18 protein-coding genes and 1 pseudogene are annotated in these 19,458 nt (G+C 64.3%); 13 read left to right on the top strand and 6 right to left on the bottom strand.

Translation table 11 applies throughout. From position 1 onward, the window contains the following. Nucleotides 1-100 precede the first annotated feature (100 nt). From PCO31110_RS02840 to PCO31110_RS02825, 4 genes are all read left to right on the top strand, one after another. Entirely contained in the window at nt 101-922 is an 822-nt protein-coding gene (locus tag PCO31110_RS02840; RefSeq protein WP_010804697.1) for an enoyl-CoA hydratase/isomerase family protein, read from the top strand. Between the two features lie 130 nt (nt 923-1,052). Further along, on the top strand, nt 1,053-2,048 hold the full coding sequence (locus PCO31110_RS02835; RefSeq protein WP_150689572.1) for a PhaM family polyhydroxyalkanoate granule multifunctional regulatory protein: 996 nt from the start codon (nt 1,053-1,055) through the stop codon (nt 2,046-2,048). Between the two features lie 109 nt (nt 2,049-2,157). Continuing rightward, nucleotides 2,158-3,450: a patatin-like phospholipase family protein gene (locus PCO31110_RS02830; protein WP_010804699.1), complete on the top strand. Its 1,293-nt coding sequence runs from the start codon at nt 2,158-2,160 to the stop codon at nt 3,448-3,450. A gap of 29 nt (nt 3,451-3,479) precedes the next feature. Further along, nucleotides 3,480-4,322: an AraC family transcriptional regulator gene (locus PCO31110_RS02825; protein ID WP_010804700.1), complete on the top strand. Its 843-nt coding sequence runs from the start codon at nt 3,480-3,482 to the stop codon at nt 4,320-4,322. Between the two features lie 28 nt (nt 4,323-4,350). Here PCO31110_RS02825 and PCO31110_RS02820 read toward each other — a convergent pair whose 3' ends face one another. The 3 genes from PCO31110_RS02820 to PCO31110_RS02810 all read right to left on the bottom strand — a co-directional run bounded on the left by PCO31110_RS02820 (nt 4,351) and on the right by PCO31110_RS02810 (nt 6,236). Further along, the gene (locus tag PCO31110_RS02820) at nt 4,351-4,938 is read right to left on the bottom strand and encodes a LysE family translocator (protein WP_150689571.1); all 588 of its coding nucleotides are present in this window, start codon (nt 4,936-4,938) and stop codon (nt 4,351-4,353) included. Nucleotides 4,939-5,050: 112 nt separating this feature from the next. Next, a complete protein-coding gene (locus tag PCO31110_RS02815; protein WP_010804702.1) occupies nt 5,051-5,488 on the bottom strand; it encodes a nuclear transport factor 2 family protein in 438 nt (145 codons plus the stop codon). Between the two features lie 187 nt (nt 5,489-5,675). Next, nucleotides 5,676-6,236: a chalcone isomerase family protein gene (locus PCO31110_RS02810; RefSeq protein WP_010804703.1), complete on the bottom strand. Its 561-nt coding sequence runs from the start codon at nt 6,234-6,236 to the stop codon at nt 5,676-5,678. A gap of 709 nt (nt 6,237-6,945) precedes the next feature. On the opposite strand from PCO31110_RS02810, the gene PCO31110_RS02805 reads away from it, so the two are divergent. The 3 genes from PCO31110_RS02805 to PCO31110_RS02795 all read left to right on the top strand — a co-directional run bounded on the left by PCO31110_RS02805 (nt 6,946) and on the right by PCO31110_RS02795 (nt 9,439). Then, a complete protein-coding gene (locus PCO31110_RS02805; protein WP_010804704.1) occupies nt 6,946-7,827 on the top strand; it encodes a ferritin family protein in 882 nt (293 codons plus the stop codon). Nucleotides 7,828-7,931: 104 nt separating this feature from the next. Next, nucleotides 7,932-8,435: a D-glycero-beta-D-manno-heptose 1-phosphate adenylyltransferase gene (rfaE2, locus tag PCO31110_RS02800; RefSeq protein WP_010804705.1), complete on the top strand. Its 504-nt coding sequence runs from the start codon at nt 7,932-7,934 to the stop codon at nt 8,433-8,435. Further along, nucleotides 8,432-9,439 carry an asparaginase gene (locus PCO31110_RS02795; RefSeq protein WP_150689570.1) on the top strand — a complete coding sequence of 336 codons (1,008 nt, stop codon included), beginning with the start codon at nt 8,432-8,434 and terminating at the stop codon, nt 9,437-9,439. Before rfaE2 ends, PCO31110_RS02795 begins: the two co-directional genes overlap by 4 nt. Nucleotides 9,440-9,532: 93 nt before the next feature. Here the strand turns inward: PCO31110_RS02795 and PCO31110_RS02790 are convergent, their stop codons facing one another. From PCO31110_RS02790 to PCO31110_RS02780, 3 genes and pseudogenes are all read right to left on the bottom strand, one after another. Next, on the bottom strand, nt 9,533-10,411 hold the full coding sequence (locus tag PCO31110_RS02790; RefSeq protein ID WP_174979286.1) for an SPOR domain-containing protein: 879 nt from the start codon (nt 10,409-10,411) through the stop codon (nt 9,533-9,535). 112 nt (nt 10,412-10,523) lie between these two features. Continuing rightward, nucleotides 10,524-11,519 (bottom strand): annotated as a pseudogene (locus PCO31110_RS02785) (type III pantothenate kinase); the annotation flags it as partial. Then, nucleotides 11,519-12,505, bottom strand: a complete 987-nt coding sequence (locus PCO31110_RS02780; protein WP_010804709.1) for a biotin--[acetyl-CoA-carboxylase] ligase — start codon at nt 12,503-12,505, stop codon at nt 11,519-11,521. The pseudogene PCO31110_RS02785 and the gene PCO31110_RS02780, both read right to left, overlap by 1 nt. 206 nt (nt 12,506-12,711) lie before the next feature. Here PCO31110_RS02780 and PCO31110_RS02775 point away from each other — a divergent pair, with 206 nt between their 5' ends. The 6 genes from PCO31110_RS02775 (at nt 12,712) to PCO31110_RS02750 (ending at nt 19,445) form a co-directional block, all read left to right on the top strand. After that, nucleotides 12,712-13,833: an MlaE family ABC transporter permease gene (locus tag PCO31110_RS02775; protein ID WP_010804710.1), complete on the top strand. Its 1,122-nt coding sequence runs from the start codon at nt 12,712-12,714 to the stop codon at nt 13,831-13,833. Next, nucleotides 13,833-14,771, top strand: coding sequence for an ABC transporter ATP-binding protein (locus PCO31110_RS02770; RefSeq protein ID WP_246189704.1), 939 nt, complete (start codon nt 13,833-13,835; stop codon nt 14,769-14,771). Before PCO31110_RS02775 ends, PCO31110_RS02770 begins: the two co-directional genes overlap by 1 nt. Beyond that, nucleotides 14,761-15,720, top strand: coding sequence for an MlaD family protein (locus PCO31110_RS02765; protein WP_010804712.1), 960 nt, complete (start codon nt 14,761-14,763; stop codon nt 15,718-15,720). The genes PCO31110_RS02770 and PCO31110_RS02765 overlap by 11 nt, the downstream gene beginning before the upstream one ends. Nucleotides 15,721-15,752: 32 nt before the next feature. After that, nucleotides 15,753-16,520: an ABC-type transport auxiliary lipoprotein family protein gene (locus PCO31110_RS02760; protein ID WP_174979284.1), complete on the top strand. Its 768-nt coding sequence runs from the start codon at nt 15,753-15,755 to the stop codon at nt 16,518-16,520. A gap of 12 nt (nt 16,521-16,532) precedes the next feature. Then, nucleotides 16,533-17,705 (top strand): VanZ family protein, encoded by a 1,173-nt coding sequence (locus PCO31110_RS02755; protein ID WP_010804714.1) that lies wholly within the window; start codon nt 16,533-16,535, stop codon nt 17,703-17,705. A gap of 198 nt (nt 17,706-17,903) precedes the next feature. Then, the gene (locus PCO31110_RS02750) at nt 17,904-19,445 is read left to right on the top strand and encodes an MFS transporter (RefSeq protein WP_150689567.1); all 1,542 of its coding nucleotides are present in this window, start codon (nt 17,904-17,906) and stop codon (nt 19,443-19,445) included. The last annotated feature ends 13 nt before the right edge of the window (nt 19,446-19,458 follow it).

Here is a 19,458-nt window from a genome sequence, read left to right as displayed (position 1 = left end):
CTCACATCGCCGTGTTGACCGTTGGCGGCGCTGGCTTCGGCCGACGCCGCTGCTTTCCGATCCCCGCCCGTGCGGGGATATTTTTTTGGAGCGGTAAGCTATGTCGCAAGACCTGTATCAACACTATCGGTCGCTGCAATTCAAGCGGCATCCCAACGGCGTGCTCGAACTCATCATGGGCGCCGGAGCGAACAAGAGCGGCTTGTCGACTGCCGACCACCAGATGCATCGGGAACTGGCCGACGTGTGGCGCGATATCGACCGCGACACCGAGACACGCGCCGTCGTCATTCGTGGGGAGGGTAAAGGCTTTTCCGGCGGTGGCGACCTGTCGCTCGTCGAGGACATGGCCGACGATTTCGCGGTGCGTGCGCGGGTGTGGCGCGAAGCGCGCGACCTCGTCTACAACGTGATCAATTGCAGCAAGCCCATCGTTTCCGCGATGCATGGCCCGGCCGTCGGTGCCGGACTGGTCGCGGGTTTGCTCGCCGACATCTCCATTGCCGCGAAGAGCGCGCGCATCATCGACGGTCATACGCGCCTGGGCGTGGCGGCGGGTGATCATGCCGCCATCGTGTGGCCGTTGTTGTGCGGCATGGCCAAAGCGAAGTACTACCTGCTGCTGTGCGAACCGGTGTCGGGAGAGGAGGCCGAGCGTATCGGACTCGTGTCGCTTACCGTCGACGAGGCAGACCTGCTGCCCAAGGCGTTCGAAGTCGCGGACAAGCTTGCACGCGGTTCGACCACGGCCATTCGCTGGACCAAGTACGCACTCAACAACTGGCTGCGCAGCGCGGGACCGTCGTTCGACGCGTCGCTCGCGCTCGAATTCATGGGCTTCGCCGGCCCGGACGTGCGCGAGGGCATCGCGTCGCTGCGTGAGCGCCGGGCGCCGGACTACGGCGGCGACGCGCCGTTCTGAAACACCATTGGTGCACGCTCGGCGTATGATCGATACCCATACGCCCGCTGCGGCTTAGCGCTTGATGCGCGTGGCTTTGCCGGGACTGGCCCGCAGGCCATCCGTCCCCTGACCGTGACTGGAGACTGTAATGAGCGATTCGACGAGTGCCATGCCTAACGGTTTCGACATTCTCAAGAAAATGTGGGAGGCGTTCAGCCCCCCAGCGACATTCACCTCGCCGCTCACGCAGTTGATGCAGAGTGCCGCGCCGTTGCTCGATCCCGACGAAATCGAAAACCGCATCGCCGAGATGCGTGCCGTCGAGCAATGGCTCACGCTCAATCTGAACGTGCTGCGCTCGACCATTCAGGCGTTCGAGGTGCAACGCGCTACCTATGCGACGCTGCGTGCGTTCGGCACCGGCAACTTCGGCGCGTCGAGCGGTGCCGAAGCGGGCGCGACGAGTGCGCCGGAGAGTGGCGGGGCGTTTACACCCCCATTTACCCCGCCGTTCGGACAGGCAGGCGCGGCCAACCTCTGGCGCTCGCCGTTCGCATCGACCGAACCGGCGCAAGACGTCGAATCGCAGGCCCGCGCGCCCGAGCCTGAGCCTGAACCCGAGCCGGAAGCTGCGGCTGCCGCCGAGGAAACACCGCCGGGGGGTGGTGAGGCCCAATCGCCATTCGCCCAGGCAGGCAATGCATATGGCGCGCTGGACCCGTCGCTGTGGTTCAACGCCATGCGCGCCCAGTTCGATCAGATTGCCGCAGCCGCACAGGCGGCCGGCATGTCGGCGGCGCAGATGACGGAAGCGGCAGCGGCGCAAATGTCAGAGGCAGCGGCCAAGGCGACGCACGCCCCGCAGGCCAAGCCAGCGGGATCGGGTGAACCGAAACCGTCAGGCAAAGCGCCGGGCAAGGCGGGCACAGCTGCCAAGCGAGCCACGGGCGCGGCGAAGACGGCTGGCAAGACGGCCGCCAAGCGTGCGCCGGCCAGCAAGAAGACCCCGGCGAAATCGGCAGCGGCAAAGACGTCTGCAAAGACATCGGCAAAGACACCGTCGAAGGCGGCCGAGAAGGCAACCGAAAAACCGGCCCCCGCCGCAGGCAAGACGCCGGGCAAACAAGCCGCGTGGAAGTGGTAACGCCGTCGGGCCGGCGACACGCGCCGGAGTGAACAGCGGCGAAAGCCATGAAAGCTGCGGCGATGGAGACAACGAGCGCAACGACAGTCAAGGCAGGAGGAGGCCTCCCATGATTTCAGGCGAACGTACCGGCCTCGTCCTGATGGGCGGTGGTGCACGTGCCGCCTATCAGGTTGGCGTGCTCGCGGCGATTGCGGCGATTCAGCGTGAAGTTCTGCCGTCGCGGCGCGCGATTCCGTTTCCGATTGTCTGTGGCACGTCGGCGGGCGCGATCAACGCTGCGTCACTTGCCTCGCACGCCGACGATTTCCAACACAGTGTCATGAAGCTCGATGCCGTGTGGCGTCAGTTTCACGCCGGTCAGGTGTTCCGCGCCGACTCACTCGGCATCGCAGGCACCGGGGCGCGCTGGCTGGCGGCGCTCTCGCTGGGCTGGGCACTGCGCCGTTCTCCGCGTTCGTTGTTCGACTGGTCGCCGCTTGCCGACATGCTGCGCAACGCGATCCGTCTCGACCGGTTGCCGGAAGTGTTCGCATCGGGCGCGCTCCAGGCGCTGTCGGTCACGGCGCTGTCGTACTCGTCGGGTCAACACGTCACCTTTTATCAAAGCGCGGAGCCGATTCAGGCGTGGAAGCGTTCGCTGCGTCTGGCGCGCGCGGTGCCGTTGACGGTCGAACACCTGCTGGCGTCCAGTGCGATCCCGTTTCTCTTTCCGGCCATCGAACTCGATCTCGACGGCCAAGCTGAGTATTTCGGTGACGGATCGATGCGCCAGATCGCGCCGCTGAGTCCGCCGATTCATTTGGGTGCGACCCGCATCCTGATCATTGGCGCCGCGCACGGACAATACGGGCTCGATAGCAGCGGCGAGCGCATCGGCGGCTATCCGAGCCTGGCGCAGATCGGCGGACAAGCGCTCGCGAGCGTATTCATCGACGGACTGTCCGCAGATCTGGAGCGTCTTCAGCACATTAACAACGTGCTGCGGCACGTGCCGGAAGCGCAGCGCGAGTCGAGCGGCTGGCGGCCCATCGAAACGCTGGTGATCTCGCCAAGTCAACGCATCGAACCGATTGCGGCGCGCCACTTGCAGCAGTTGCCGCGTGCCGTGCGTACGATACTCGGCGCGATCGGTGCCGACGAAGCGCGCGGCGCGGCGTTCGCCAGCTATCTGCTGTTCGAATCGTCGTACACTCAGGAACTCATTGCGCTGGGGGAAGCCGACGCCTACGCGCAACGCGACGCGATTGCCGCATGGCTCGTGGCCGAGGCTGACGGCACCAGCCCGTTCGACAATGTCGAAGCCGGTGCGGTGGGCAGCGTCGAACTGCCGGCGAATTCACCGCTTTCCGTCGAGCCGTCCGATGCTGCCGTCGCGGATACCGGCAAGCCCGCGGCATGAGCCGGCTGTCCTCACGAAATCACACGCTTATGTCGAAATCCACCGTCGCTTGTCCTTACCCCTCCACGTTCTGGCGCGATCCGGCGCTGCCATTTCTCGAGGCGCGCGAAGTGCTCGACGGTCGTCGCGTCTGTTACGCATTGCACAGCCACGAGACATTCTCTATCGGTGCCGTCACGGGCGGGCGGAGCACCTATCTGAACGGGCGGGCACGCGAGACCGTAGGTCGTGGCAGCGTCGTGGTGATGAACCCCGATGCCGTGCATGCCTGCAATCCCATCGGCGACGAGGCGTGGGCCTATCGCATGCTGTTCGTCGACACGGCGTGGTTACGTGATTTGCAGCGCGAGTTGGGATTCGGGCACGGACACGATCTGCACCTGTTCGATCCGATGTCGTCGACCGATCCGGTGTTGTATGCGGGATTGAATCGGCTCTATGACGTTGGTACCGACACGACACGTGACCGGCTCGAGCGCGAGAGCGTTGTGCAGCAGTTCTTCATCGATGCGCATGAGCGTCTGAACCCCGCACCACAGCCGATGCACGACGACTCACACAAGCTGCGCGATGCCGCCGACTTCATCCGCGCACATTGCCGCGAGGCGCTGACGCTGGCGCAGATTTGTGCGGCAGCGGGCCTGTCGGCGTCATATCTGACACGGGCCTTTCGCGTGCAGTACGGGTTGACGCCGCACGCCTTCCTGATGAATCAGCGGATTCAATACGCGCGCGGGCGATTGCGTCGCGGACACGCCATCGCCGAGGTGGCGCTCGATGCCGGCTTCGCCGATCAGGCGCATTTTCAGCGCACATTCAAGCAGTTACTCGCCGCCACGCCCGGACACTACCGGGAGCCGCGCGTGGCGTGAGGCGGCGCGGCATCGCCGCATCGCCGCGCTACGTCGCCGCGACCAGATACACCGCGCTGCCCGCCAGCAATGCTGCCATCACTCGATTGAGTCGCCGTACGCGCCGCGCGTCACGCATGTGATGCCGCAGCATCGCACCGGCGGCAGCCCAGCACCCGACCGATAACCAGCAGACCACGAAGTAGATCGCCGCGAATTGCCAGATGCGGGCGGGATCGCCTGCCGTGTATGCGCCCATCCCGGCCAATGCGGCGAGCCATGCCTTCGGGTTGAGCCACTGCATGACGGCCCCGTGCGACATTGTCGGGCCGCGTTGGGCGTCGGCGTCGCCCAGTTCGCCGTTGTCGATCGCCAGCTTGTACGCCATGTAAAGCAGGAACGCCACGCCGAACCACTGAATCGCGTGCAGTAGAACGGGCATGCGTTGCAGCAACTCGTATACCCCGAAGCCAACAGCGATAAGCAGGACCACGAACCCGACCGTCGCCCCCGTGACGTGACGCAGGCTTGGCACGAGTCCGTAGCGTGCGCCCGCGCCCAGCGCCACGACGTTGACCGGTCCGGGGGTGATCGACGCAGCCAGCGCGAACGCGGCCATCGAGTAGAAAATTGTCATCGGAAACCTCAATGCTGGACAAGCGTGTGAAACGAGGTTCCGAATGTAGGCTGGGGCGCGCGCCGCGTATTGAAGAAAACTGCCCTTTGGCGATTCGCCCGATGCCCGTGCCTTAGCGAAACAGGCGCTGTTGTAACCAACGTAATAAGCGTCCAACGAAGGGGAGCTTGGCGTAGAGGTCTTCAGTCGCGTCCCAATAGTCACGCTGATACGTAACGCGCCCGTCGACGGCAAGGCGCAGGTGCGATGCGCCGTGGATGATCTGTTCGTCGTCGAGCCATCGTTTGGTGTGGAAATGCAGATTCCAGACGAGCAGCGCCTGATTGTGTTGCAACAGTGTGGCGGTGACTTCGATGTGCGGCGAGTCGACGCGTTCGAACAGTTGGGTGAGCAGCATGGCGACCTCCGCAGCACTGCGGACCTCGTGCAGCGGCGTCTTGAGATAGACGTTGGGCGTGTAAAACTCGCCCAAATTCCCGACGCTCAGGCGGGTGAGGGTCTCGAAGTAGCGCGTCAGGCGCGTGAGTGCCGCAGCATGATCGATATCCATAGGCACGCTCGCGTGGGCGCTGTAACAGCGCGATTCGATGGACAATCCGTGGCCGGTTCGGGGGAGCGCTCCCATCCGTCCCGGGTGTGCGGCGCTGGAACCGGCTTTGTGTAAGTTACACCTGCATGGCGGCCTCGCGGCGCGCGTGGCGCCGATGAGACACCCGAGGGCGTTCGCAGCACAGCGCTCAGCGCGCGTCGCTGATCAACTCCGCGCGAAGGTCGGGAGCGCTCGTGCGCGGGTCGAGCCAGATGGCGAAGAAAGCACGCCCGAAGGCGTCGCCCGCGATCTGACCGATGAGCTTGCCGTCAGAGAAAAAGCGTGTGCCGTCACCGGGCCGGAAGACGCCCGTCAAATGCTGTCCGGCCGATACGTCAGGCAGGATGCGTGCGAGTTCGTCGGCCCAACGCTGTCGTTCCGCATCGGTCGCCACTTGCAGTTTGGTCATCTCGATCAGACTTCGCTGCACGAGCGTATGGGACTTGAAGCTGCGCGCGTAACGCAGATCCAGTACTAGCGGATGCATACCCCAATTCGCGTTGAGGCGATCTGCGCCGGAGAAGAGTTCTGCGTCGTAGAGATGGAAGCCCAGGCGCGTGAACGAGCCGTGTCCGACCAGATGCGCGGCCGGGATCTCCTGGGAGGCCAATTGCCCGGCGTCGAACGCCAAAGCACTGGGGGCGGTCGCCACGGCCGCAAGAAAACAGGCGGTGCGCAGCCATGCGGCAAATGCGGGACGAGTTGCCATGCTCGGCTCCTTATCGGTCAAGGATCCAGTCGAGTAGGAAGGCCCGTTGGCGGCGCGCACGTCGTTCTGCCCACGCGCCGGCCGGTACAACTTGTTGCGTAATTGCGACTGAGAACTATCCTCAAAGTGAGGTGCCGCCATCGGCAATACAGCGCGTCGGCAGGCGTGCTTTCACGATTCAGGCCGCAAGTACGGAACGATTGCTTTTAGCGTAGACCATCGGACGCTGCTCGCGCAGGTCCGTGGCACAAGGACATACCCTGACGCGCCGCCATCACGTTCGTGCCAGGCCTGTTGCCGCTGGCGCGATGAGTGGTGCGCAGGGCCTTTGGGTCGCCGAATGATTGCCGGGAAGCCTGTCGCCCCCTGAGCTTAGGCGCTTTGCGTGACAATTTGACGGACGTCAAAATTACGACGCATTACCGTCATGTGGCTGTCAGCGAGGGCGGTTTTGAAAGGCTTTTATGTTATGATTCAAGAGTTTGCCCATATTTTAGTAGGGTCGCTCTAAGCCATATCGCCAATGTGCGGCCAGATAACAGGCGTTAAATCGCCGTCCTTCTGCGGCGGCAGGGTTCAAGACGTGAAGCCGGACGGCGGGGGCCGCCCGCGACACGCTCACCGTTTTGTCTGTCGAAATTCGGCGTAAACTTTCACAATACTATCTTGAGTCCTGGTGTAAGGTCTCGCGACCTTGGGGGTAATTGAAATGAACGAAATGCTGTATCCCGAGCTGTACAAGTCGCTGGAGGCAGTGCGTTGGAACATGGAGAAGGACATTCCGTGGGACAAGTTCGACGCCAGCCAACTCACCGACGATCAGGCGCGCACCATCAAGATGAACGCCATCACGGAATGGGCGGCACTGCCGGCCACCGAGATGTTCCTGCGCGATAACCGTGACGACAGCGATTTCTCCGCGTTCATGAGCGTGTGGTTCTTCGAAGAGCAGAAGCATTCGCTGGTGCTCATGGAATACCTGCGCCGCTTCCGCCCGGACCTCGTGCCGACCGAGGCCGAACTGCATGCCGTGCGTTTTCCGTTCGATCCGGCCCCGCCGCTCGAGACGCTCATGCTGCACTTCTGCGGCGAAATCCGCCTGAACCACTGGTATCGCCGTGCGGCCGAATGGCACACCGAGCCGGTAATCAAGGCTATCTACGAAATCATTTCGCGTGACGAAGCCCGTCATGGCGGCGCTTACCTGCGCTACATGAAGAAGGCGCTGACGAGCTTTGGCGATAACGCGCGTGCCGCGTTCGCCAAGATCGGCGTGCTCATGGCCTCGGCGCGTCGCACCGAAAAGCCGCTGCACCCGACCAACCTGCACGTGAACAAGGATCTGTTCCCGAATGACACGGTGCAGTCGCGTTTGCCGGAGCCGGAATGGCTCGAGCACTGGCTCGACGAACAGATCAAGTTCGACGATAGCTGGGAGAAGAAGGTTGTCGAGCGCATTCTGCACAACATGTCGCTGCTGTTCGAGCGCACGTTCGCGACGGCGCAAGACCTGAACCGCTACCGCAAGGAAATCACCAGCCGCCTGGCTGCGGTGACCGCACCGGCACCGGCCGTGGCGACCTCGTCGTAATCCGCGGGCCGCATCGCGCATCAGCAGAAAAGGGGCTTCGGCCCCTTTTTTGTTGGCCCCGCACATGGCGTGGGAGAATAGCGCGTCCACTTCGATCGATTGTCATGTCATCTTCCCAAGTCACTTCTCCGGCCGATTTCGAGGCCAAGATTCTCTCGCGTGAAGCCCTCGTGGCGCTGGCGCCGACGCTGCCGCGGCCGCTTGTGTTTACCAACGGTGTATTCGACATCCTGCATCGCGGTCACGTGACGTACCTCGCGCAGGCACGCGCGCTCGGCGCATGCCTGATCGTCGGCGTGAATACCGATGCGTCGGTGCGCACGTTGGGCAAGGGCGACGACCGCCCGATCAACAACGAAAACGACCGCGCGGCATTGCTCGCGGCGCTGCAAAGCGTCGATTACGTTGTGACGTTCGGCGAGACTACGCCGGAGTCACTGATTGCCGCCCTGCGCCCCGACATTCTTGTCAAAGGCGGCGACTACGACATGGACAAGCTGCCGGAGTCTGCGCTCGTTCGCGGCTGGGGCGGCAAGGCGGTGGCCATTGCGTTCGAGCATCAACGCTCGACCACGGCGCTGCTCAAGAAAGTGCGAGCCCAATCATGAGCCTTGCGCCGCTCGTAGAAGTCACCCGTGGCGCCAATGGCATCGACACGGTCGAGTGCGTGCATTACGGCAGCGTCGCGGTTGTCGACGCGCAAGGGCGCTTGCGATACGCCGCAGGCGATCCGTCGTTCCTGACGTTCTCGCGCTCCACGCTCAAGCCGTTCCAGGCGCTGCCGTTCGTAGAGGGCGACGGCGTTGGGCACTTCGGACTGACGCAATCCGAGCTCGCACTGCTTTGTGCGAGCCACTCGGGTGAGACCTTCCACGTCGATGGCGTGAAAAGCCTGTTGAGCAAGGCGGGATGCGACGAGCATCATTTGCAGTGCGGTTGCCACACGCCGACGTTTTACTCCGCGACGGGCAAGCGCCCGCCGGCCGATCTGAAGCCGACGCCGCTGCACCACAACTGTTCGGGCAAGCATGCGGGCTTCCTCGCGTATTGCGCGCAGCACGGGTTGCCGCTCGACACCTATCTGGACCCGGCACATCCGCTGCAACAGACGATTCGTGTGCGTGTCGGAGATGTCGTCGGTGTGAAGGGCGATACGCTGCCGCTGGGCATCGACGGATGTTCCGCACCGAACTACGCGTTGCCGCTCGACAAGCTAGCGGCGGCCTATGCCCGGCTGGCGGCGAGCGACGATGCCGGCCTGTCGACGCTTTTCGCTGCCATGACGCAGCAGCCGGAGATGGTGTCCGGCACGGCACGCAACGATCTCGCCTTCATGCGCATGGCGCCCGGCGACTGGGTGGCGAAGATCGGGGCAGACGGTGTCCAGACGATCGGTGTGCGCTCCGCAGGACTCGGCATCGCAATCAAGGTGGTCGACGGCAATATGCGCGCGCTTTATACGGCAGCGGTTGCCGTGCTCAAGGCACTCGGGCTTGTCGAATCGCCCGAGACGACAGGGCTGGCACCGTGGGTGTCGCCGGTCATCAAGAACGCGCGCGGTACCCAGACCGGGGTTGTGCGTTCCGTTGTCGAATTGAGGCGCGTCGGGTAAGTCTGTCTCACGGGGCGTGGCCCGCCCCGGCCGCTCCGTTCGCTTGGGTCGCCGCGCTTCATTCGATGGTTCGGCCCAAGGTGCCCGGCTCGGTCAGTGAGCACCTTCGGGCGGGCTGCCGGCCGGCGCCGGGCAGGCCCGTACCAACTGTGCCGACCATTGTTGCGTCACGACGCTGCGCACTTGCGTAGCGGCGTTCGCATTGATCCCGGCGATCCGGTAGATAATCCGGCTCTTCGCGTTTGCCCGCTCGCTCAATTGCGGCGTGATGCCTTTCTTTTGTGCCGCAGCCATCAACCGCACCGCACGTTCCCGGTCGTTAAAAAGTCCGAGCGAGACGACGAGATTCGATCCGTCGTCGTTGAGCAGGAAGTACTCCGTGACGCCAGCCGAGCGCAGTTGTGCCACCTGCTTGTCGGCCGCTGCCTTGTTAGGCACCGGGCTGAGATGCACCCAGTATCGTTTGTCGAGCGGGATGGACTGCAGGTCGCCCTGTCCTGACGGCAATGCCGCGAGCAACAGGCCACGTGCTTGCTGCGCATCGTTGGATGCGAACGGCCCGATGTCGAGGCAGGCGGTCGCTGCAACGGCGGTCGTCGCTTGCGATGCTGCCGCCGCGTCGCTCGATACCGCGGCGGGTGCCGTGGCGGCGAGGGCCTGACTGGCGGCCGTTGCCGTCGATGCAGACACGGACGATGCCGAGGCAGGCTGGGCGCTTGTGTCGAGGTGCTCGTCATGATTCGCCGAGCCGGTGCCGCTGACCTTGTTCGGCCCCGCCACATCGCCCGGCGCATTCGCGCTGATCTCAACCTCTGTGAGGCGGATATTACCGGGCTCGAGTTGCGTTTCTATGCGTGCGGGTTCGCGGCCGGTGGCGGGGAGTACGTCACGCCATTTCAACCAGCCTAATTGCACTGCGGCGAGCGCCGCGTTCGCCGCCAGGAACATGACAAGCAACAGCGCACGCAACATCTCAGACACCTCCTCGTGCATGTCCGGCATCTCGCGGTGCGGGGGCCGGTAAATCGGTCGTGGCCGCGTGCGTTACCCTGGCCTCGGTCGAATCGGTGCCAGCCGTGCACAACGCCACCTCGTACAAGCCGGCCAGCACCAATTGGTCGTGCTCGGTAACGGGCAGCGTGAGCGTTTGCGCAAGCGCCTGACGGGCTCCGCCCGAGAGTACGCAACGTACCGGGGCGCCCAGTTGCACTTGCAGTTGCGCGTGGCTGCGCTCGACGAGACCGGCCTGCGCGGCGGCGCAGCCACGCAGAATGGCTTCGTCCGTGCTGCGAGCGAAGTCTTGTCCGCCGGCGGGCATGGTGGCGTCGAGCGTTGGCAACTGGGCCGTGCCTTGTGCAAGGGACTGAAGCATCAATGCGGGGCCCGGTGCGATCAACCCGCCGAGATAGGTGCCGTCGGCACACAGGGCTTCAACGGTCGTTGCGGTACCCAACGTCACGATGAGCAGATGCTCGCCGGGCCACGCGGCATGCGCACCGATCAGGCTCGCCCATCGATCACTGCCAAGTTGCGTGGGCGTGCGATAACCATTGCGAACCCCCGCGCGCGACTCACTGGCGCGAAGGACTTGCAGCCAATCGGCAGATGCCATGCCCCACAGTGTTTGGAGCGTCATGCGAACGGCTTGCTCCGCGGCGTCACCCGCGACATTCGCGAGCCAGACACCGGCGGGTGCGGGGCAAATGAATCCCTCGTCCTGTCCGCCCTGACCCATCGCGAGCGGGGCCATGTTCGGGGCGAAGTGGGCCTCGCCACCGTTCCCGGAGACCAGCGCTGCCCAGCCTGCACGGATTTGTGCCGCGAGCGTGCGCCATTCGGCGTGGTCCACCGCGCCGCTGGCCAGAAACGACGGCGACGTGGCGCGCCATTCGGCAGGACGCACGGCTGGCGCCAATGCCCACTTGATTCGGCTATTTCCGGCATCGACCAGTAGCCACGGCGCGCCGTGGGCGCCCCCTGTGTGCCCGGTGCCATTCGTGGCGTGGCTCTGCGTTGCCACTGCCGCAGCTTTTGTCGTGCCGGTCGCTTGTGGCGGGGACGTGTGCCGGGAGGCGGCCATCAGCGGCCTCCTTGGGCGCCGGGCGCCGTGGACGTATCGAGCAATCGCACCGAGACTTCGCCGCTGGCGATGACGCGCTCGCCGGCGTCCGTTGCCACGCGCAGGCAGCCTTGCGAATCGACACCGAGCGCTACACCGTGCAGTAAATCGCGGCCGTGCTCGATGACGCGAATCGATGCCCCGCCGTAGGCGTGCATGGCCTCCCAATCGTCGCGGAATGCACTGAATCGATGCTCGGCAAAACGGTCCAGCATGGCGGCGAGACGCTGCACCAATGCAATGAAGACCGACGACATGTCCGGCGCCGGCAGCACCGATTCGAGCGCGGCCGGCGGCGTGGCCGGGATGCCGGACGTTGCAGCGCCGGCGGCGGCCGCGTTGTCGATGCGCGTGGCAACATCCCCGGCCTGCCGGAGATTGACCCCGACGCCGATCACCACGCCGATGCGTCCCGGACCTGCCGGAACCGTCTCGATCAGAATGCCCGCGAGCTTGCCGCCCCGCAGCAGCACGTCGTTGGGCCACTTGAGGCCAAGGGCGTGGGGCGCCGACAGTGGCAGATCCGATAGGCCCTCCACGACTGCCACCCCCGTGGCAAGCGACAGTCCGGCCAACTCGGCCGGGCCCCCCGGCATCACGTACGCCAGCGAGAACGTGAGACTGTCGCCCGGCACGCTTTGCCAGGCGCGGCCGCGCTGTCCGCGTCCTGCCGTCTGTTGCATCGCGGCGCGTACCACGGGCGCGCATGAGGCATTTTCACGAAGTCGTGCGAGAAGGTCGAGATTCGTGGAGCCGGTGGCGTCAACGACTTCGACCTGCCAGTGGCGGCAAGTGGCAGCCAGACGCAAGCGAATCCGGTCGCCATCGAGCGAGTGCGGCGCGGTGTCGCACAATGACTCGCCACCCGAGCCGGACGGGTATTCGGGCGAGCCCGCAGCCGTGGCGGTAAGGGCGGTCTTGGGCGAGGAAGATGCGGCGTTATTCATGGCTGCTATTGTAGCGGCGAGGCCAGTGCTGCGCCGGTCTGGGCGGCATCGATCCTTGCTTTTCGGCATCATCCGAGACGTAAGTCAGCCGATTCCGGCGCGTTTTCAGCCTGTGGCGGGTTGCTATCGACCGGTCACGCCTGTACCGTACAATGACCCCGCTTTGCCGGATTCCGGCGGTTTGTTTTGTCAGGAGATCGTCTGTTTTGAAGCTCGATGCCGTGCCCACTCTGGAGCTGACCACCTCGTCGCAAGGACCGGTGGTTATGCTGCGCGGCCTGTGGACAGCGCTGGCGATTTCGCAGCGCAAGAAGACGCTGCTAGGTCTCGTGCGAGCGTTGCCTCAGGGTGAACTGGCGTGGGACCTGACCAGTGTCGAGCGGCTCGATCACGTTGGCGCGCAAGCCCTGTGGCGCTACTGGCAACGTCGGTACCCCGAACATATCGCGCTGACGCCGCCGCAACGCGCGCTGTTCGATCACCTCGCCGAATTCGACCGTTCGCGACAAAGCCCGGTGCCCACGCGCCGGGTCGATCCGATCAGCCGTCTGGGGTACTCGCTGTTCACGCTGGGCGAGCATTTGCGCGACGGCATCACGATGTTCGGCCGCTTCGTGATCGACCTCGGCCGTGTCATTCGCCATCCGGTGCGTGCGCCGTGGCTGGAGATGTCCGCCAATATATACAGCGCGGGGACCAAGGCGCTCGGCATCACGGCGCTGGTCGCGTTCCTGATCGGCATTGTCCTGTCCTACCTGTCTGCCCAGCAGTTGAAGCTGTACGGGGCGAGCACGTTTATCGTGAACATCCTCGGTCTCGCGGTGATACGCGAACTCGGGCCGGTGCTTTCCGCGATTCTCGTGGCGGGGCGCTCGGGATCGGCCATTACCGCCCAGTTGGGCGTGATGCGTGTGAACGAAGAACTCGACGCGCTGCGCGTGATGGATATTCCACACGGGCTGCGGCTCGTGCTGCCGAAGGTTATCGCGCTGGCCGTCGCCATGCCGCTGCTCGTCATGTGGACGAATATCGTCGCATTGCTCGGCGGCGCGCTCGCTGCGAAGTACGAACTGGGCATCGGCCTGCATTACTTCTTCACAACGCTGCCTAACGCGGTGAACATTGCCAACCTGTGGATCGGGCTGGGAAAAGGTGTTGTCTTCGGCATGCTGATTGCTCTCGTGGCCTGTCACTTCGGCATGCGCGTCAAGCCCAACACGCAGAGTCTCGGCGAGGGCACGACACAATCGGTCGTGACATCGATCACCATCGTGATTCTCGCGGACGCCGTCTTTGCGATTCTGTTCCGTAACGTGGGGATCGGCTAATGCGCGAATCTACGGCCCCCCATCCGTCCACTACCCCGGCGACCCCGGCGTCGCCAGCGTTCGGCAGCGACGTGCGATCAGGCGCCGCCGCCGGCTGTCCGCCGATATCGTCGACGCTCCCCGGTGACGCCGAGCCGGTCATCGAAGTGCGCGATCTCACCAAGCGGTACGGTAGTCACACGATTCACGAGCATCTGGATCTCACCGTGCGGCAAAGCGAGATCATTGCGCTCGTCGGCGGTTCCGGTTCGGGCAAGACGACACTCATCCGGCAGATCATCGGGCTGGAGGCACCCACGAGCGGCCACATCAGCGTCTTCGGTCACGACATCACGATGATCGACCGGAACACCGCGCACTTGTTGCGTCGCCGCTCGGGCATGCTGTTTCAGCGCGGCGCGCTGTTCTCTGCGCTGACGGTGTTCGACAACATTGCGCAGCCGCTGCGTGAGCTGCATACGCTCTCGGAAGATCTGATTCGCGATGTCGTGATGTACAAGCTCGACATGGTCGGTCTGTCGGGACGCATGGCGAATCGCATGCCGTCTGAGCTATCGGGCGGCATGATCAAGCGTGTGGGGATTGCGCGGGCGATCGCGTTGGAGCCGGAACTCCTCTTTCTCGATGAGCCCACGGCCGGGCTCGACCCGCAGGCGTCGGACGAATTCGTGGACATGATGCGCGGCCTGCACCGCTCGCTCGGCCTGACCGTCGTGATGGTCACGCACGATCTGGATACGGTGATGATGCTCGCCACGCGTGTGGCCGTGCTGGCCGACCGCAAGGTGTTGGTCAACGCACCGGTGGAAGATGCGGTATGTGTCGATCATCCGTTTATCCACAGCTTCTTCCTCGGTGAGCGCGGCAGACGCGCGTTGCTGGCCCTGCCCGCGGCGCGGCGTATCAAGATTTCGGAGTTACTCGACGATGGAAAATAAATCGCACGCCTTCATGGCGGGCCTCTTCACACTGGCGTTGCTCGCTGCCATTGCCGCTGCGGTGTACTGGTTCAATCGCGACAATCGCGTGCGCGTGCCCTACGATCTGGTCTCGCGCACCAATGTGACCGGGCTGAATCCCGAATCCGCCGTGCGGTATCGCGGACTCGGCGTGGGCAAGGTGGACTCGATCAAGTTCGATCCGCGCACGCCCGGCCAGATTCTGATTCGCATTCTCGTGAATCAAGGCACGCCGATGACCAAGTCGACGTTCGGCACGCTGAACTATCAGGGCGTGACGGGGCTGGCCTTCGTACAACTGGACGACGATGGAGACGACCGCACGCTATTGCCGTCGTCTGCGGCGCATGTTGCGCAATTGCAGTTGCGTCCGAGCTTCATCGATGAACTGCAACGGCGCGGCAACAATCTGGCGCAGCAGTTGGAGGAGGCGGCATCGTCGGTCAACGCGCTGCTCTCGCCCGACAATCGGCATGCCGTTCTGGATTCGATCAACAGCGTGAAGACCGCGGCGCAAAGCGTGAATCGTGTGGCGCAGCAACTCGAACCGGTGACAAAGGAACTGCCCGACACCGTGCGCGAACTCAACGGCACGCTCGCCGGCACGCATCGTCTGACGAATCAACTGTCCGATCCGCAAGGGCCGCTGATCCGCAATCTGGATAGCGTGGGACGTGCGGCCGATCAGGCCACGTCGAGTCTGGCGGCGTTCCAGGCAACGATGCAGACGTTCGAGGGTTCGCTGCAACAGGAGGCGCTGCCGCGTCTGAACACGCTGTCGGACGATCTTCGCTCAACGACGCAGGCCGTCGGGCAGGCTGCCGAGACAATCAATCGCAATCCGCGCGCACTGCTGTTCGGTACGTCGCCGCCGACGCCCGGTCCGGGCGAGGCTGGCTTTTCGTGGCCGGGCAAGGCAGGTCAATGATGCGCAACACCGTCATGCAGGGGGATATCGAGATGACTGAGCCAATCGGCGCGATCCGGGCAACCGAGGCGCCCGCCGCAGCGGGACCGGGCAGACGTGGCGCCCGCCGGCTGCGCACGCTGACCACCTGGCTGCTTTATGCCGGGACGGCCGCGTTGATGGCCGGATGTGCCACCTCGACGCCGCCGGGCTCGCTGGCGCGCTTCGATCTCGGCCCGCCGCCGACGCCCGCCATGTCGGCCGCCAATGCCGCCAATGCGACCAACGTCACAGCACCCGCATCGGACGTCGTGGCTTCGGGGGCATCGCGCATGTCGCCGCTGAAAGTGGTGGTCAACGCGCCGAGCTGGCTCGACGCCGACGTGATCTATTACCGTCTGCCCGCAAGCGATGGCGATCAGGCTCGCGTATATGCGAACAGCCGATGGCTGGCGCCGCCCTCGCGGCTCTTCGGCGATCGTCTGCGCGCAGCCTTGTCGGTCGACCGGCCGGTACTGGCGGCCGGCGACCCGACCGCCGCGCCCGCCCTGCGCGTGGAACTCGAAGAGTTCGCGCAATACTTCGACAGCACGTCGGTGAGTCACGGTGTGGTGCAAGTGCGCGCCACACTGTTCGACGGACCGAAACTGCTCGCCCAAACGACGCTCCGTGCACAGGCCCCGGCCGCGAGTGCGGACGCCGCAGGCGGCGCGCGTGCGCTCGCCGTCGCCAGCGACGCCGTGCAAACCCAACTGATCCAGTGGCTTGCCGGACGCGTGCCCGCCCCGTCGGCATCGGGTGCCACCACCCCGGCGCGATAGCGCGCACTGCCGATGCCTGAGCCGGACGTCAAACCCTGGCAACGACGCGCCTCGCCGCTCACGCGTCAGGCGCTGATTTGCCTGATCCTGCTGATCGCTTACGCGAGCCTGTACCCGTTTGAGTTCCAGCGCGCGGCCGTGGGACCGTTCGACTATCTGTTCGCGCCGTTACCCCGCTGGATGACGACGTTCGATGTCGTCACCAACGTGCTGGGCTATATCCCGCTCGGCATGTTGACGGTACTGGCGCTGCACCCCGCGTGGCGCGGTACGCGCGCCGTGCTCGCGGCATTCCTGCTCGGCATGATGCTCTCGTGTGGCATGGAAGCTTTGCAGACGTATTTGCCCACACGTGTGGCGTCGAACGTCGATCTGGCAACGAACGCCCTCGGTGCCCTCATCGGCGCCGCCATTGCCGTGCCGCTCACGAGTCCGCTGCTCGATCGCGGATGGCTGCGGCATCTGCGTTTCGCGTGGTTCGAACGGCACGCAAGTGTGCTGCTCGTGTTGCTGGCGTTATGGCCGTGGGCGCAGGCCTATCCGCAGCAGTTTCTCTTCGGTGACGGCGATCTCGTCCGGCAAATCTGGCTCTGGCAGGACCCGGACGTGACCGATCTGGTGCTCGACTGGGTGCCGCGACTCGGACAGTTGCAAGACTACCTTTCCGAACTCGATGCCGTCGCCAGTCATGCCTTGTGGGAGACGGTCGTGAGCGCCAGCGGCACCATTCTGGCCGGACTGCTCGCCACGCTCGCGATGCGTCGCTCGGCGCCGCGCGTGCCGTTGTTGTGCGCGATGTTCGTCAGTGCGTTTGCAATCAAGGCCATCGCATCGGCGTGGCAGTTCTCGCCGGCGCAGGCGTTCGACTGGGTGACGGCCGGCGCCATCTACGGCGTGACCGTCGGCGCCCTTGTCCTGGTCGTCGCCGGACGCGGGCCGCGCGCGCTGCGCGGTGCCGTCGCACTGGCGGCGCTTGTCGTGCTGCTCGTCTTCGTCAATTTGCTGCCCGCGAACCCGTACTACGAAGCGGCGCTTCAGTCGTGGCGTCAAGGCCGCTATGTGCACTTCAACGTACTGGCGCGCTGGCTTGCCTGGACGTGGCCGTACCTCGTGCTGATCTATCTGCTCGCGATGTTCGATCCGAGTCATCGCGGCCCCGCCCGCAGCGTCGGAAATCAGCGCTGAGCCCCGTCCCGCCTGGATGTGCGGCGGGATAGGGCGGTGGATTGTTTCCAAATCGGCAATAGCGTATTGGCCGCCAACCCATTGGTGAGGCGGCCCGTCAACCCTAAACTCTCGTGTAAGGCATGCTGACACTCGGTGTGTCTCGACCGCCCGGCATCTTCAGGCAGATCCCGGGCGTTTTTTATTGGCGAGGCGGCGATGAGTACCTGGGGATTGATGTTTGCGCACAAGACACGACAGCGAGTGCTGATGGCTGTGATCTCCGCTATCACGGGCATCGAAATGCTGGAGAACGGCATGTTCGTGTTCGCGTCGTCTCATATCGCGGGCGGCGTCGGTGCCGCACCCGAGGAGTACGCATTCGTCTCTACGCTCTACGCCGTGGCCGGGATTCTCGTCATTCTGAAGCAGCGCTGGCTGGCCGCGCGTCTTGGGTATCGTACTTTCCTCACGGGCGCGCTCACGCTCATGGCGTTCGGGGCATGGTTGTGCGGTATGGCCCGCACGCCGGCCGAACTTGCCGTCGCGCGCTTCGTGCTCGGTCTGGGTGCCGGGTCGCTGTTCACCGCCAGCCGGATTCTTATCAATCTGTGCTTCGCGCCCGAATTGCGGCTGCGGGCATTGCTCTTCTTCACCTACGGATTTTTCGGCGGACAGATCTCCGCACCGTTGCTCGCAAGCTATCTCGTCGACCATTTTCTGTGGTCGTCCGTGTTCTTCTCTATCGTGCCGATCGCGCTCGGCGGCGCACTTGCCGCGTGGCTCGTGATCCCCGACTTTCGGGGTCGTTTGCGCGACGAGGGCGAGTTCGAGATGCGCGGCATCGTGTTCTTTGCCGCTGGCGTGCTGTTCGTCGAGGTGATGATGCAGCGCTCACGTTTCGACTTCTTCTCCAACCCGCTGCATCTGCTCGAACTGTGTCTGGTCGGCGCGATCTGCGCCATCGGCTACATGTGGCATCAATATTCGCACCACAAACCGCTGATCGATTTTCGCGTGCTGGTGCGTAATCCTGTCTATGTGCTCGGGCTGGGCGGTTACGCCGTGTATTACTTCTTCTCCTATTCGACGTCGTATCTGTTCCCGATCTACATGCAACAGGGGCTGAACTGGAGTGTCGAACACACGGGCTATCTGCAAGCGGTGGCGTCGGTGACGAGTCTTGTCGTGGCCGTGATGTACACGATGGCGCGTCCGAAGTTCGTGCGGCTCAAACCCTTCGTGCTGCTGGGCTATCTGTGTCTGCTTGGCTACGCCGTTCTGCTCTCGCAAACCTATCCGGGGGTGTCGAGCCAGTGGCTGATCTTGCCGATGGTGCTGAGCGGGCTGGGCGGTGTGTTCGCCATGGTGCCGATTGCCGAACTGACGTTCCGGGGCATGGACGAGTATGTCTTCCAGCACGGCTATCAGTCGAAGAACATCGTGCGTCAGTTGGTGAGTTCCATGTCGGTGTCGGTCATGGCGGTGCTGATGCAGGATCGGCAAGCGGTCTTCATGCATCAGCTCACGCCGTCGATGACGCCGCTCAATCCGGCTTACAACGCGGCGGTGTCGCAGGCGCAGCAGGTGTTCGGGGCGAGCGTCGATGCGACGACCGCATCGCATATGGCGTCGGCATGGGTCGGCAGTATGGCGTCGCAGCAGGCGCTCGTGCTGGCGTGCGTGAACGTGTTCTTCGGCTTCGCCTGTATGGCCGCATTCTGTGCCGCCTTCATGGCGTTGCAGCGGCGTCTGCGCTGATCGGTCTTCAGGG

Origin of the sequence: Pandoraea communis (assembly GCF_902459745.1) — a bacterium.
GTDB lineage: Bacteria > Pseudomonadota > Gammaproteobacteria > Burkholderiales > Burkholderiaceae > Pandoraea > Pandoraea communis.
This window is presented reverse-complemented; position numbering and strand designations above follow the sequence as displayed.